Raw genomic sequence first — 15,044 nt, 5'->3', positions numbered from 1 at the left:
GATGAAGGTATGCCGAAGTGGCGGAATGGCAGACGCGCCGGACTCAAAATCCGGTGGGGTAACACCCGTGTGGGTTCAAGTCCCACCTTCGGTACTGATGATAGTCAGTATTTCTGAAATTCACTTTTCGACGCAAAGTAGCTCAGATTAAAGGTTTACGAAGCCCTCGACGGACGCAGACTCTGCGTCGGTGCGAGGGTTTTTCATTGCCTGCTCTCACATTGGACTGACTGATGTTGACCGTGTATGCCCTCATTTGAATGCCCGTGTGTATGCATCGGCGCATGAGAGGGGGGTGTCTTCAAGTCGTCATTCCGGCGGAAGAACGGCCAGACCAGGACATCCCGAAAGTGGTTCGGCCAGTATCGGGGCAAAGACGGGGTGCTCAAGCGGGTCGCCCTGTCGACTGACAAGCAGGCCCCCCTGTCCAGTTTCGCGATCTTGTGTGCAAGGCTGAGCACGCCAAGAGCGGCCTCACCGACGACTTCACCGAGGGGCGCAAGCTGCCCATCGAGGAACTGACCTCCGACTATCTCGCGGACATGGCGCTGAGGGGAAGGGGGGGGGGCGGCACGGTCAGGACACGGAGCGGCTCTTGGGCATCGTCACCCGGGAGTGAGGGCTCGAGACCCTGGTTATGCTCCTTACGAGCACACTCGATAGTTTCCTATCGTGCCTGACCAAGCCGGACGGACAGCCCGCCTCGCTGCGCACCAGGATGACCTATCGCCAGGCAATCATGAGATTCGCGAACTATCTCTTGCGCAAAGGCAAGCTCGAGTCCAACCTTCTATTCAGGTCGACCAAGCCCGAGGGGCATGCGGTGCTCAAGCGTGGCGTGCTCACGCTCGACGACCTCGCCAGGCTCCTCGAGGTCGCGAGGCCGCGGTTCCTCAAGGACTCGAGTTTGATGCGGTAAAGCGAGCAGCGGAGGATCCAGGGTGGAGCCTCCGCCCCAAGGTCGTCGCCAAGCTGGAGTGCCTAGGGCGTGAGCGGGTGCTCATCTACAAGAGGGCCTTTAACACCGGGTTCCGCAAGATCGAGATCAAGGCCCTGATGGCGGGGGATATGATGCTCGACGGGCCGCACCCGCGGGTGTTCCTCACTGGGGAGCGGTGCAAGGGCAAGCGAGACGCGTTGCGGTCGGACTTCTGCCCGGAGCTGGCTGCCTGGGTCGTCGAGGCGTCATCGCCCCTGTTCACGATCCCTTGAGACATCGCCAAGGAGCTGAGGCGCGACCTGAAGACGGCAGGCATCCCCTATCGGGATTAGCGTGGGAGGGTGTTTGACTTCCACGCGTCGCGGAAGTAAATGGCCACCCGCCTGAACGCAGCGGGTTTGCCGATCATCACTGCCAAGAAGTTCTTCTGGCACTCGACCGTCGGGCTGACGACGGGCGGCTACATTGACGAGGCCTTGCATGACCTGCGAGGCACGGCCGACAAGCTGCCGAGCCTTTGATAAATCGGCGGCCCGGTAGATTGACCGCATTGAGTTGCCGGGTGAGCGATCGTCTGATTGGGTGTAAATTCTATTGATATGTTTGCGCGATCCCATTTGAGTTGTCTCTCCGAGGCTGCGTAGGTCGGGGATCTGAATTCGCCCTCTTTCGAGGCCGGGTCTTGAACACCGATTTCACAGGTGCGTTCCCTGGTTACTCCGATGCAAAATTCGCCTCCTTCAAGGCCGCCTCGGAATCTAGATTGAATGGCTTTTTTTGATTTATGAATCCTGATACGTAAATGTTTTTTATGAACGAGCGGCCGCTCGAGGGCCGAGATGCTCTATCGCGAGGTCATGGCTGCCGCCAAGCATGACGGATTCAAGGTGCGTGAGTAGATCAACCAAGCAATCCTCGCTGCAAGCATACCCGGGGAGAGTTTGGCGATCATCGAAACTAAGCTCGGCTGGATGGCTGGCGAGGTGAGACCTCGTCGGCACACCCAAAAGGTCAGGTCTCCCGACGAGAAAGGCCGCAGCCAGCAAGCTCGTCCTGACGGACAGCGTCGCTGCTCCGGACCAGACTGGGCGTTATGTGGAGGTTAAGGGGAGGGCGAAGAACGTGAGTACTTAGGTTCTCAAGGGTGTGACGATAACTGTCACTTCTGTGGATCGAGACGGCAAGCTCCTGGCGACGGAGGACAGAGGACAGACGCCCGACCCGCTTCAACGGGGGGGGAACCTTCAAGTTTCACGTGGACGGGTCAGCTCAATACATCTACATCAAGGTTAATTTCTCCAATGGGTCCGGAAGCGGGATACCTTGGGATGACAAGTCGGGCAAGGATGCGCATCGATAAACGAACTTATTAGAAAAACACCCACCGATTCACCATCTTATTTTGTCCTCAAAATACATCATTTAGTTAAATTCGTTTGACACAGTGCGATTGTGTTGCACAATAAATGCGCATGAAAGTTCCACACAAAGACTGCGGGAACTTGCAGAGTGGCTTTCAGCAGATGCACCTCAGGATCCACTTGGTCGTGACTTCCCCCCCCTACGACCGGGATGGACGACAATAGAACGCTGAGTGTCGACATTGGAGCGGCCGAAAGCTCCACGGATCAACACCACCACGCGTTTCAATCGTGAGTCGCACGTTCACTTGGCTTTCAGGCGTGAATTCCATTCGTTAATCCGTTAGTGGCTTGGCGTTCGCGCTCGTCGCGGGCTGTGTGCCCTTGCGCGCATCCTTCCTCCCCAAATCCGAGGCCACCTTCGTTCGCACCTCATCTAATGAATTCGATCGATGACATCGATCGGAACTCTCGGAGATCAGAGCGATGCTCTTCCCCTCGCCCTCGCAACTACAGCGGTCTCGCAGAGATCATCGACTGAAAAGCATGGGTCCATCGCGACCAGCCGGGCGCGACGTCGTCCGCGGCCTGGAACACCTGGAAAGACGCGAACTGCTGGCCGTCTCCATTCTCAACGGCAACGGCCTGGGCTATGTCGGGAATGGCGGCGGAGGACCGCCCGACGTTACTGGGGCGGCCGGCCCGAGCAGTTATATTGAGTCCAACAACACGACGTTCACCATTTTCAACAAGGCTCCAGGGACGCAGGTGGCGGCCAAGAGCGCCGGCCAGTTCTTCTTCGGCACCGGGGCGGGGGATGGTGGACTGACTCAGATCACCCCGACGTCTCAACGCATCGCCGACGTCACCATGGTGTTCGATGACTTGATGGGAGGGACTGGCCGGTTCATCCTCGGCGACCTCGACGCCGACCTGACGAACAATCAGAGCCAGTACGTCTTCGCCGTCTCGACGACGAGTAACCCGACGACCTTGACGAAGTATGACCCGGTTACGAACACGGGGGACTGGCGGTTTTACCAAATCACCACTACAGAGGGCTCGGGGGGCGCCTCCAAGCAGTCCTGGAGCGACTACCCCGGGAACCCAGGCTACAACGCGGATGCCTTCGTGGAGACGTTCAACATGTTCGGCAACGGGCCGACCGGCACACAGGTCGTCTCCGTCTCAGCGAGCGACCTGGCTGCGGGCAATCCGCTCGTCCTTTCCGGTGCTGGGCAGAACGTCTTCCGCAATGACGTCCCCGGCGGTGCCCAGAATTATCGTCCCACCACCATGCACGATTCGGTGGCCGGCGATCCGATGTGGCTCATCCACAACCCTGATAACGGCACAAACCTCGATGTGGTCAAGATGGGCGGCGTACTCTCGTCGGCCCCCACGTATACCACCACATCGCTCGCCCTTGGGGCGAACAGCTTCATCAGCTCCGGCAGCATTGCGAACCCTCTCAATCCGGACAACACCGCGGCCATCGACGGCGACGACGACAGCGGCGACTTCGCCGAGAACCCCGGCGGTGGAGGCGCGTTCGATCCCGGCAGTCGGATCCTGAAAGCCGGGGAATGGAACAACACCATCGTCGCGGCACATACGGTGGCGATCGCGTCCGGCCAGCCTTCCTCCCTCGCGTCGGCCCAGCCCAACGACAAGAACGGCAATCCCCTCGGCGGCACGGGCTACACCGTCGGAGATATCCTGACGGTGAACGGCGGCACATTCACGACGAAGGCCCAGTTGAAGGTGCAGACGGTCGACGGGACCGGGAAGATCACCTCGGTCACGGTGGCTACTCCCGGCGGCTATTCGAGTCTCTCGGGGATCAACGGCGGGGTGACCGGGTATGGTGGACCCCGAAAACTGGACCATCTGTTAAGCTACTCAGACGGGTCTGAGGAGGAGGACGGATGGCGAGGAAGCGGCAAGTCCACACGGCGGCGTTCAAGGCTCAAGTCGCCCTGGCGGCCCTCAAGGGAGACCGCACGATCAACGAGTTGGCCGGCCACTATGGCGTCCATCCCACATCGATCCATGGCTGGAAGAAGCAGCTCATCAGCAGTGCCGAGGAGGTCTTCGGGAGTCCGGCCAAGGCGGCCTCGGCTGACGCCGAGGCACGCCAGGCCGAACTCTTCGAACAGATCGGGCGCCTCAAGATGGAACTCGAGTGGCTGAAAAAAAAAGTCGCCCCATTCAGTTGAGGACCGAAGGCCCTTGATCGAGCCGGATCATCCCCGGTTGAGCGTGCGCCGCCAGTGCGAGTTGCTGGGGCTGAGCCGATCGAGCCTCTACTACCGACCTGCGGGTGAGTCGCCCGAGGACCTGCGCCTGATGCGGTTGATCGACGAGCAATATACGGCATGCCCGTTCTACGGCAGCCGCAAGATGACCGCCTGGCTGGAACAACGAGGTGAGGAGGTCAATCGGAAGCGAGTACAGCGCCTGATGCGGAAGATGGGCCTGGAAGCGATCTATGCCAAGCCCAGGCTGAGTCAGGCCGGGAGAGGCCATAAGATCTACCCTTATCTCTTGCGAGGTGTCAAAGCCCGGCGAGCGGACCACGTGTGGAGCACGGACATCACTTATGTGCCGATGAGTGGAGGGTTCATGTACCTGGCGGCGGTGATCGACTGGTACAGCCGGTACGTGATCGGCTGGCGGCTGTCGAACACGCTGGACGGCTCCTTCTGCCTGGAGATGTTGGAAGATGCCTTGAGGTCGGGGAAGCCCGAGGTGTTCAACACGGACCAAGGGGTCCAGTTCACGGCCGAGGCGTTCACCGGGAGGCTTGAGGCGGCCGGGATAGCCGTGAGCATGGATGGACGCGGCAGGGCATTGGATAACGTGTTCGTCGAACGGCTCTGGAGGACCGTGAAATACGAAGATATTTACATCCAAGGCTACGAGACGGTGCCGGAGCTGCAGCGAGGGTTGAGGCGATACTTCGGCTTCTATAACGAGGATCGGCTCCACGAATCCCTGGGGTACCGGACTCCAGGGACGGTCTACCGAGCGGACAGAGCCACGACGGCCTGATTGGACAGTAGCGAAGGATCGCCGTTTTTTGGTCTAGACAATGGGGTCCACCTCAGGGGGCACCGGCTCTGGTGCCGTCTTCAGCCTCTTCTTCACGGGCGAGCTCGCCGCCCAGTGGTATGCGATCGACGTGAGCAGCGGCACGCCCACCTTTCAGAAGGTCGGGGGCGTTGATAACGTCGGCCACGTGGCCTTCGGCGCCAATACCTACGCTTTCGAACCCGCCATCGACATCAATTCCCAGGGCCAAATCGGCTTCGGCTTCATGGAATCCGACACGATCGGGGGCGCGATTACTCCCGCGACTGGCGGCTTCATATCGACGTTCGTTACGGTCCGCCAGCCGACCGACCCGGCGGGGACGATGCAAGCCCCGGTCCTCGTCAGTGCGGGTACTGGCTCTGCCCCCATTACCAGCCGAATCGGCGACTTCAGCGGCATGAACGTCGACCCGTCGAACAATACCTTCTGGCACGTCAACGAGTTCGGAGGCGGCGGGCCGACGGTCATCGCGAACTTCACACCCGATGCCGCGCCGCTGTTGACTCCCCCAGGCGCCCAGGCGGTGGTGGAGGGTGCATCCAAGACCTTCAACCTGGGCTCGTTCGCCGATCCGGACGGCGGCCCGTGGACCGTCGACGTCAACTGGGGTGATGGCTCTCCCGATACCATTTTCAACGTCACCGCGCCGGGGACGATCCCCCCGAAGGCCCACACTTATGTGGAAGAAGGATTCTACGCGGGGACGATCACCGTCACGGATACCTCAAACGGCCAGTTTGATTCGAAGCTCTTCTCGATCGTCACCGCCGACGCGGATCTCACCGCGGGTGTGCCCGTGGCCCTCGTGGCTAATACGGGCGTCGCGTTGCCCGCCGCCACGGTCGTCGGAAGGTTCACCGATGCGAATTTGAGCGCCCCCGATCCCGATGGCGACTTCTTGACCACGATCGACTGGGGCGACGGGTCGCCGCTTACCACCGGCATCGTTGTCCAGACGGGCCCCGGCGCGTTCGAGATCGAGGGTGGCCACTCCTACGCCAAACCAGGTAACTACGCGACCAAGATCTCGGTGCACGACGACGGTGGCGAGACTGTTCTGGTGACCGGGACGGCGGCCATCACTGACCTGCCGGTGACCGGGAGCACCCTCAGCTTCAAGACGATCGAAGGACAACCCACCGGCACCTTCGCGCTGGCGACCTTCGAAGACCCGAACACGCTGGCCACGGTCGCTGACGTCAAGGCCGAGCTGGCCGTGAATGGCTGGGGCGATGGTACTCCGGTCGCTCCGGGGGGCCTGCTCCCGATCCAACAGATCGGGGTCGATACGGCAAATGGCCAGCCGATCTTCCAGGTCCTGGGAACCCACACCTACGCAGAGGAGACGCCCACGGGCGTGCCCGACAGACTCAGCGTCGTCATCACGACTCTCGGCGGTGCGACGACGACCCTGACCAGCCCGATCGGTGGTGGGGTCACCGTGCTCGACGCCAAGCTCACGAGTTCCAACGGCACCAGCATCAATGGGATCGAGGGGAACTCGACCGGTAGCGTCCTGCTCGGCACCTTCATCGATGCCAATCAGGGAGCGACCGTCGCTGATTTCACGACTTCGCCCGGCTCGGTCGTGATCAACTGGGGTGACGGCTCGGCCCCTCAGACTTTGCCCGCCGCCGACCTCGTCGCCATGGGCGCGCCCGACGGGGTGATCTTCTCGGTCAACGCGGCGCACACCTATGCCGAGGCCGGCACGTACGCCTACACGGTGACGGTTGCCGATGACGGGGGCTCGAACACCGTCTTCAGCGGCACGGCCTTCATCGCCGATGCCGATCTCAAGGCGACACCGACCCAGCCGCCGGTCTTCACCGCCGAGGCCGCCATCTTCCCGATCCCGGTCTTCACACCACCTGTCTTCGTGGGTGCGGTCGGCACGTTCACGGACGCCAATCCGCTCGGCACGATCGCCGACTTCAAGGCCATGATCGACTGGGGTGATGGCACGCCGTTGACGGCCGGCACCTTGACGGTATCGCAGGGCACTCCGGTCTTCACCGTCAGTGGATCGCACACCTACGCCGACGCGGGCGTCAACGGGGGCAATGGGACCTACACCATCCAGGTCTTCGTGGAGGATGACGACGGGAAACGACTCACCATCACCAACACGGCCACGGTCGCCGACCGTCCCATCGTCCTCACCGGCACGATCAATCCCCTGACCGTGAGCGGCCTCGCGACGGGCGCCGTCAACGTCACCAACGTCAATCAGCCGGAGTTCTTCGGTAAGTCCGAGCCGTTCTCCACCGTCACCCTCGACGCAAGACTCCTGCCCGGTGGTCCGCTCGTGCAGATCGGGCAGGCCCACGCCGGTGGCGACGGCTCCTGGGACATCAAGTCCCAGATCGCCCTGGCAGACGGCCACTTCGCTATCACCGCGACGGCCATCGACCAGTTCGGCGAAACCACGTCAACCGCCCCGAAGGTGATCGTTCCCGACCTGCTCATCGACACCGTCGGGCCGGTGATTGACGGCATGTTCTTCAACCACCTCAATGGCCAGGTGGATTACATCATCAAGGACCCAGTCAACCCCGACGGGAGCGCCCCGTCCGGGGTTTGGCTCAACACGATGCTGGACTCGTCCAACTATCTCCTGACGAAGGTGCATGCCAACAAGACCTTCCCTGGCAACTACAAGGTGACCAACGTCACCGCAACTCCTGATCCGACGATCCCGTTCGCCTACGACGTTGCCGTGACCATCAATGGCGGGAGGGCGCTCCGCGGCGGGTTCTACCTCTTCACCATCCGGGATTCGAGCAACGGCAACTCGTCGGTCCAGGACCGCGCTCAGAACCATCTCGACGGCGTCTTCTACGGGTCATTCTCCTCCGGCAACAGCCGCAACGGTAGCGATTTCGTGGCCGAGCTGGACGCGTACCATGACAAGGTCTTCGCGCCCCAGACCCTCGTTGGCACGGCCAGTCCGGCCAATGGTGGGATCGGCGGACTGCCGGTCGGGGGCGTATACAGCGGAATCCACGTCCCGGTCATCCCTAAAGGTGGCCGACCGCTCTTCTCGACCCCGACCAGCCCGTCCAGCCCTGTCAACTCATCTGGATTGTTCCAGCGGGTCAATCACAGGCCTGCTTTCGCATCATGGACTGCTCGCGGGCAGTTTCGGTTTACCACAAACCTGGCCCGCGCCAGCCATGCGTCCGTGGTAACCGGGAATCATCCCAAAGGACCTCACCACAAATAATCAAATCTATTGATTGATAGAGTAGTATGAGGTCGAAGGTTTAATCCTTCATCCTCTATCTACTGCAATTGAATCCGGCCATTGCCTGTAGCAACAGGCAATGGCCGGTTCGTTTCGAAAGTTGAACCCTAGAGGCGAACGACGGTCCTCGCACTTCCCCCCGGGCTCCCTGAATTCCCTCAGTGTTTCTCGGGGCCGCCGTGGAGTATGTGTCCAGCCGATCGGTGGCTAACAACGCTCCACGGTCATGTTGCCTACCTTGAACCGCCATCCACATCTTTCGGACAGAACTCGTCGACGCCACGCTCCCCGGAGCTCGCACGACGGCCCGAAATCTGCTCGACACAGACTCGATAGTACAGAGGCACGTAAGAGTCTCCGCTCTTGTGCTCCGATCGCGAGGCCCAGGCCGACGAGGCCGGCTCCCACCACATCGGTGTCGCATTGCCCTGGAGGATCTCGTACGCCTTGAGCCTCGACCTGCCCTGCGAATCTGGAATAATGCGCTCGGAGCCTGACACCATCGGGCGGCGCAGAACCTGTTGCAGGCTCTCCTCACCCCGAGATTGGTCTTCCAATTCCTCATATCGTCCAAGCGCGACGACGCTCACCCATTCGTCGAACTCCGTGATCTCGTCCATCTCGACGCAGACCCGGGGGTTGGCCCGCATCCACTCGACTTTCGTTCCTAATGTCGTGACCCCATAGAGCGACGCGAAGTCAGGCATTCCCGAGTCATAGGCCAGGTGCACCGGGACGATGTATGGCTGGCCATCCCGGACGCAGGCCAGTCTCGCCATCCTCGTCCGAGACAGCACATCAAGGCACTCGTCCCGGCTGAGTTCCCGAATCAACATCTTCTGCCTCCTAGCCGCAAAATATTCGATCCTGGGCAACTTCCATCGCCATTCCCGCTATCCACAGTCTCACCGGGCGGCCCCTCCTTCGCCACCCTTGAGGCCCCTCCATATCAGCCGGATACCTCGATCGGACCGGCCGAGCTCGGCGCGTGATCCGCAACTCTCCGCCGCTCCTCCCCGCGATAGAAGAGCGATTTCGCGATCTCCGCGGCCACGACATACAGCACGACGATCGGGAACAATGCCGCGAGGAAGACGCCGGGCAGCGGCACGAAGCCTAGGAGCCTGGCTAACGGCGAGTAGGGGAGGAGGAGCGTGAGGCCGACCACTGCCAGGGTGGCGACGAGCAGGGTCCGGCACGGTCGGCTCCGGTAGAACGTCCTGCGGGTCCTCACCACGAGCACGATCAGCGATGACGAGACGACCGACTCGACGAACCATCCCGTGCGGAACTCCGCTTCCTCGGCACGAAGGACCAGCATGAGTACCGCGAATGTCAGGGCATCGAACGCCGAGCTGATGATCCCGAAGATGATCATGAATCGGCGGATGAAGCCGATGTCCCAACGTCGGGGCCGTTCGATCATCTCGGGGTCGACCCGATCGGTGGCGATCGTCATCTCCGGCAGGTCGGTCAGCAGGTTCATCAGGAGGATCTGCTTGGGCAGTAGAGGCAGGAAGGCCAGGAATAGCGACGCGCCGGCCATGCTGAACATGTTGCCGAAGTTGGCGCTGGTCGCCATGAAGACATATTTCATCGTATTGGCGAAGGTGGCGCGTCCCTCCCGTACGCCGCGTTCCAGGACGCCCAGGTCCTTCTCCAGCAGGACGAAATCGGCCGCTTCCTTGGCCACATCCACCGCATCGGCGACGGAGATGCCGACATCGGCGGCGTGGAGCGCCGAGGCGTCATTGATCCCATCCCCCATGTAGCCCACGATGTGGCCGGCCTTCTTCAGGGCGAGGATGAGCCGCTCCTTCTGGTTCGGCTCGATCTCGGCGAAGACCGCGACCTCGCCGACGCTCCGGAGCAAGGCGTCGTCGCTCATCCGACCCAGGTCCTCCCCGGTGAGCACGCGCGCGACGGGCAGCCCGGCCTGGCCGGCGACATGGGCCGCGACCAGCCGGTTGTCTCCGGTCACCAGCTTGGTGACAATCCCGAGGCCGAGGAGCCGGTCGAGCGTCCCCACGATCCCGGCCCGGAGCGGGTCTTCGAGGATCAGGAGGCCCAGGAAGGTCATCCTCGCCTCGTCCCCCCTGTGAATTCCGGTCTCGGTGCCCATGTCCCGGTAGGCGACGCCCAGCGTGCGCAAACCCTTGCCGCTGAACTCGGCGAAGAGGCGCTCGATCGACGGTCGGATCACGTTCAGATCCTCCGTCTCGCCCGGCCCGGTCTCGGCGAGCGTGCAGACCTCCAGCACGCTCGTCAGCGCGCCCTTGGTCACGAGGATGTTACGTCCATCGCCGGCGACCAGGACGCTGAGTCGCTTGCGGACGAAATCATAGGGCTCCTCGTCGAGTTTGCTATAGCCGGCCGCATCCGGGCAGTTCCCTGCGGCGATCGCCGCGTCGATGGGGTTGGTGTATCCCGCCTGCAAGGAGGCGTTGAGATAGGCGTAGAGGCCGACCCTCTGGCTCGGATTGCCCTGGGCATCGACGGCTGCGTGCAGTCGCACCTTGCCCTCGGTCAGCGTGCCGGTCTTATCAGAGCAGAGCACATTCATGCCGCCGAGATTTTCGATGGACGCAAGCCTGCGGACGATGACCTTCTCCCCGGCCATGCGCCGCGCCCCGTGAGCCAGGTTGACGCTGATGATTGCCGGGAGCAATTGCGGCGTCAGCCCGACAGCGATCGCCACGGAGAAGAGGAACGACTCGAGCACGGGCCTGTTTAGCGCGACGTTGATGGCGAAGATCACCAACACGAGTAGCAGCGTCACCTCGAGCAGAAGGTACCCGAAGTGGCGGATGCCGCGCTCGAAACCGGTCTCCGGCGGGCGGAGCCGGAGCGATCCGGAGATCCTGCCGAACTCGGTATCCGCGCCCGTATGGACGATCAGGAGTCTTGCCGTGCCGCTGACGACATTGGTGCCCAGATGGAGGCAATTGGTCCGCTTTCCGAGCGGAGTGTCCGTCGGCACCGCCCCGGCAGTTTTCTCCACGGGGAACGTCTCGCCGGTCAGGGTCGCCTCGGCGACGAACAGGCCTTTCCCGTCGAGGATACGGCCGTCGCCGGGGACGATGTCGCCGGCCCGGAGGAGTGCGACGTCTCCCGAGACCACATGATCGAGCGGAACATCCACCGTATTCCCATCGCGGAGGACACTCGCCCTGGTTTGAACGATAGCGAGCAGTTTCCTGAGGGAGTCGGCCGCGCCCCACTCCTGCCAGAATCCGAGCAGCCCGCTGGCCAGAACGATGGCGAGGATGACGCAGGCGTCGGTCACCTCTCCCAGGAAGAGGGAGAGGGCCGCGGCGGCGAGGAGTATGAGGATAATCGAGCTCTTGAATTGGGTCCCGAGGAGCGAGAGAGCCTGCGTCGAACGCCCGGACCTGACCAGGCGAGTGGGGTCGTCCTCGAATATTCGACTTGCCTCCTCGGCCGACACACCTTGGGGCGATGATCGAAGTTGAGTGAATAAATCCTCCTCGGGCACAGACCAGAAGTTCGATGGCCCGTGGCCAGGTCCGTCCTTGGCAATCATGGACATGCTATCCGAGGTATTGACGATGCCCGTACTGGACGTGATTCTCTGCATTCAAGCCCCTGAGCGATGTTGAGATTCCATGGCCTGATTCAAAGCGGGAGAGCGCCTGTTGCCAGGCGTCAGGCATCACCGTCGGGACCGGCCTCTTGGACATCATCGCATTCGCCATGTCCACCCGACCAGGACACGGCGTCTCGGGCCAAGCGATTTTGGAATTGGGGAACGATAGGTTTGGAGGCATGAGGAAGAGTTGGTGTGAGAAGGATCGGCACACGAGGTCGAGACTTTGTCGATAACCTCGAGGTCATCATCAAGTCAGCAGCGTTTGCGAGTGGTTGGGGCGTCCGAGATGTACTCAAACCCGATCGCGGGGATCGATCCCCGGTCCAACCGCCGCTCGTGCTGGGCCGGGCCCCGCGCGAAAGCGATCCGCGCGTCAATGGCGACCCTGACGTTTGGCATCGTCAGGAGCCGAGCCGTTTCTCAACATGCAACCATCCTCCGCCTCGGCACCCGAGACGTGCGGCAGTTCCGAGAGTTCCCGGACGCCGGCTTCCTCCGCCTGGGCTTCGCCTTCTGGGGGTTCTGGTTGAGGAGCCGATCGCCCCTACGCCGCATGCGGGGGTCGATGGCGATGGTCCGGCCGAAGAGCAGGAGCGGATCCTCGGTCTTCGGTTCGATGAGGACCTCGGGCTTGGCGAGGATCATCTCCGGGTGCTTCAGCACATGATGCCCCCGCTGCCGGAGCGTGCGAGAGATCCGGGGAACCAGGCCCGAGGCCACCCACCGGGGATCTTCCTGATCGCCGACCTCGGGCACCTCGACCCCGAGGGCCTCCGCCGTGGTCGGCCTCAGGGTCCAGGTCAGCTCCCTGGCGAGCGTCCAAAGCTCGACCAGGCCGGCTGCCTCGAGCGCATGGAGAGTCGGCTTCAAATGCATCTGGCACGCCCGACGAAAGTCGGTGGCTTCAGCGTTCGCGTCTGGTAGATTCTTCGCCGTGACGCCCTCTTCTGACGATAGACTTGCCGCGAGAACCGCTCCTTGGAAGCCGAGAGAGGCGTTCACATCAACCTCCATCCGCGAAGGTGACTGGAATGCCACGACCTGCCCTGCAGTATGTACTGGGAATTGTCCTGGCCTGCACCTTGTCGCTCGTGGCAATGCCCGCTAGATCGGTCGAGCCCCAGTACGACCTCCTCATTCGAAATGGAATGGTCGTCGATGGGAGCGGAAATCCGGGGTTTTTGGGGGATGTGGCGATTCGGGGAGATCGGATCGAGGCCGTCGGTCGCTCCTTGCCCGGAGTGGCCAGGCAGATGATTGAAGCCGGGGGCAAGGTCGTCGCCCCCGGCTTCATCGACATGCATTCACACTCTGACTTGCTCTTACTCGAGGATGGCGATGCTCAGAGCAAGGTACGGCAGGGGGTGAGTACGGAGGTAATCGGCGAGGGAGGTTCGGTCGCCCCTTCGAAGACGCCGCGCAAGGTCACCATCGGCGGTAAGGAACGGCAATGGACTTCCTTGAAGGGGTACTTCGAGACCCTGGAACAGGCGGGAACGGCGGTCAACGTGGCGTCGTACGTCGGCCTGGATACCGTCTGGCAGGGGGCGATGGGAGACACCTTCGATCGTCCCAACGCCGACCAGATCGAGGTCATGAAGTCGTTGGTCGATGAGGCCATGAACGATGGTGCTTACGGACTCTCGAGCCAACTTGCTATGCCTCCCGGCTCGCTCGCCACGACGGCCGACATCGTGGCCCTCTGCAAGGTTGTGGCGAAGCACCACGGGATCTTCTCCTCGCACATCAGGAACGAGGGGACGGGAGTGTTCGAAGCGGTGGCGGAGGCTATCGCCATCGGCGAAGGCGCGGGCATCCCCGTGGACGTGATCCACCTCAAGATCGCCGACCAGAAGTACTGGGGACGCATGGACCAGGTCGTTCAAATCATCGAGGCCGCCCGCAGACGGGGCGTCAACGTCCAGGCCAACGTTTATCCGTACACTCGCGGCAATAACAACCTGGCGAGCATCATCCCCCCCTGGGCTCACGAGGGTGGGAAGGAACGCATGCTCGAACGATTACGTGACCCTGAGCTACGCGACAGGCTCAAGAAGGACATCCGCGACGGGATCCCCGGATGGTACAACCACTACACCGCCCTCGGCGGCGACTGGCGTAGGATGCTCGTCAACGGAGGAAGCAAGTATGATGGCATCACGATGGATCTGGTCCTGAAGTCGAAGGCTCAGGGCCGATCTCCCGCACCCGATCCTCTCGACCTCTTGATTGAAATGCTAATCGAGCAGGATGGCTCGGTGCCCACGATCTACGAGCACCATACCGAAAAGGATATGAACCTCGCCCTCACCCAGCCCTGGTGCTCGGTCGGGTCCGATGGCTCGTCCTTCGCCGTGGAAGGTCCGTTGCGGCGAGGATATCCTCATCCCAGGAGCTTCGGTACATTCCCTCGAGTCCTCGGCGTCTATGTTCGCGAGAGGGGTCATCTCAGGCTCGAGGACGCGGTCCGCAAGATGACGTCGCTGAATGCGGCCAAGCTTGGCATCTTTGACAGGGGGCTCATCAGGGCCGGGCAATTCGCCGACCTCGTCGTTTTCGACCCGGAGACGATCATCGACCGTTCCACCTATGAGAAACCCTTCCAATATAGCGAAGGTGTGAATTTCCTCATCGTGAATGGACGGATCGTCATCGAGCAGGGCCGACACACAGGGGCTCGGCCTGGTCGTGCATTGCGTCACGCGGGTTGATCCGCAAGCGTTCATCGGGGACGATGACACGTCGACGCCGATGGTTGTCCGTTCAACGTCGCGAAGCGAGAGCCGATGT

9 protein-coding genes and 1 tRNA gene are annotated in these 15,044 nt (G+C 61.9%); 7 read left to right on the top strand and 3 right to left on the bottom strand.

What is annotated here, in order from left to right; genetic code table 11:
* Window positions 1-11 precede the first annotated feature (11 nt).
* The 6 genes from ACOYYX_RS31530 to ACOYYX_RS31505 all read left to right on the top strand — a co-directional run bounded on the left by ACOYYX_RS31530 (window position 12) and on the right by ACOYYX_RS31505 (window position 8,623).
* Window positions 12-94: transfer RNA gene (locus ACOYYX_RS31530), tRNA-Leu, on the top strand.
* Window positions 95-637: 543 nt separating this feature from the next.
* The gene (locus ACOYYX_RS31525; protein ID WP_422926638.1) at window positions 638-919 is read left to right on the top strand and encodes a hypothetical protein; all 282 of its coding nucleotides are present in this window, start codon (window positions 638-640) and stop codon (window positions 917-919) included.
* Between the two features lie 77 nt (window positions 920-996).
* Entirely contained in the window at window positions 997-1,212 is a 216-nt protein-coding gene (locus tag ACOYYX_RS31520; RefSeq protein WP_422926637.1) for a hypothetical protein, read from the top strand.
* A gap of 99 nt (window positions 1,213-1,311) precedes the next feature.
* Entirely contained in the window at window positions 1,312-1,461 is a 150-nt protein-coding gene (locus tag ACOYYX_RS31515) for a hypothetical protein (protein WP_422926636.1), read from the top strand.
* Between the two features lie 2,768 nt (window positions 1,462-4,229).
* Window positions 4,230-5,355, top strand: a protein-coding gene (locus ACOYYX_RS31510; protein ID WP_422923185.1) for an IS3 family transposase whose coding sequence is annotated in 2 segments (ribosomal slippage) — window positions 4,230-4,513 and window positions 4,512-5,355 — 1,128 coding nt in all. Because the reading frame shifts where the segments join, the coding sequence is not laid out codon by codon here.
* Between the two features lie 40 nt (window positions 5,356-5,395).
* Window positions 5,396-8,623: a PKD domain-containing protein gene (locus tag ACOYYX_RS31505; RefSeq protein WP_422926635.1), complete on the top strand. Its 3,228-nt coding sequence runs from the start codon at window positions 5,396-5,398 to the stop codon at window positions 8,621-8,623.
* Between the two features lie 254 nt (window positions 8,624-8,877).
* Here the strand turns inward: ACOYYX_RS31505 and ACOYYX_RS31500 are convergent, their stop codons facing one another.
* From ACOYYX_RS31500 to ACOYYX_RS31490, 3 genes are all read right to left on the bottom strand, one after another.
* The gene (locus ACOYYX_RS31500) at window positions 8,878-9,480 is read right to left on the bottom strand and encodes a pyridoxamine 5'-phosphate oxidase family protein (RefSeq protein ID WP_422926634.1); all 603 of its coding nucleotides are present in this window, start codon (window positions 9,478-9,480) and stop codon (window positions 8,878-8,880) included.
* A 113-nt stretch (window positions 9,481-9,593) separates the two neighbouring features.
* Complete coding sequence (mgtA, locus tag ACOYYX_RS31495; protein WP_422926633.1) at window positions 9,594-12,188, bottom strand: magnesium-translocating P-type ATPase; 2,595 nt, start codon at window positions 12,186-12,188, stop codon at window positions 9,594-9,596.
* A gap of 486 nt (window positions 12,189-12,674) precedes the next feature.
* Window positions 12,675-13,130: a hypothetical protein gene (locus tag ACOYYX_RS31490; protein WP_422926632.1), complete on the bottom strand. Its 456-nt coding sequence runs from the start codon at window positions 13,128-13,130 to the stop codon at window positions 12,675-12,677.
* Between the two features lie 155 nt (window positions 13,131-13,285).
* On the opposite strand from ACOYYX_RS31490, the gene ACOYYX_RS31485 reads away from it, so the two are divergent.
* Window positions 13,286-14,965, top strand: a complete 1,680-nt coding sequence (locus ACOYYX_RS31485; protein WP_422926631.1) for an N-acyl-D-amino-acid deacylase family protein — start codon at window positions 13,286-13,288, stop codon at window positions 14,963-14,965.
* The last annotated feature ends 79 nt before the right edge of the window (window positions 14,966-15,044 follow it).

The organism is Singulisphaera chitinilytica (assembly GCF_049331405.1).
GTDB lineage: Bacteria > Planctomycetota > Planctomycetia > Isosphaerales > Isosphaeraceae > PoT.
Note: the sequence above shows the minus strand (reverse complement) of the source record. Positions and strands in the feature narration are given on the sequence as shown.

What these genes read in the sequence shown, in the direction of transcription:
- ACOYYX_RS31525 (WP_422926638.1), top strand. Translation starts at nt 638, where the DNA reads ATGCTCCTTACGAGCACACTCGATAGTTTCCTATCGTGCCTGACCAAG.
- ACOYYX_RS31515 (WP_422926636.1), top strand. Translation starts at nt 1,312, where the DNA reads ATGGCCACCCGCCTGAACGCAGCGGGTTTGCCGATCATCACTGCCAAG.
- ACOYYX_RS31505 (WP_422926635.1), top strand. Translation starts at nt 5,396, where the DNA reads ATGGGGTCCACCTCAGGGGGCACCGGCTCTGGTGCCGTCTTCAGCCTC.
- ACOYYX_RS31500 (WP_422926634.1), bottom strand. Translation starts at nt 9,480, where the DNA reads ATGTTGATTCGGGAACTCAGCCGGGACGAGTGCCTTGATGTGCTGTCT.
- mgtA (WP_422926633.1), bottom strand. Translation starts at nt 12,188, where the DNA reads ATGATTGCCAAGGACGGACCTGGCCACGGGCCATCGAACTTCTGGTCT.
- ACOYYX_RS31490 (WP_422926632.1), bottom strand. Translation starts at nt 13,130, where the DNA reads ATGCATTTGAAGCCGACTCTCCATGCGCTCGAGGCAGCCGGCCTGGTC.
- ACOYYX_RS31485 (WP_422926631.1), top strand. Translation starts at nt 13,286, where the DNA reads ATGCCACGACCTGCCCTGCAGTATGTACTGGGAATTGTCCTGGCCTGC.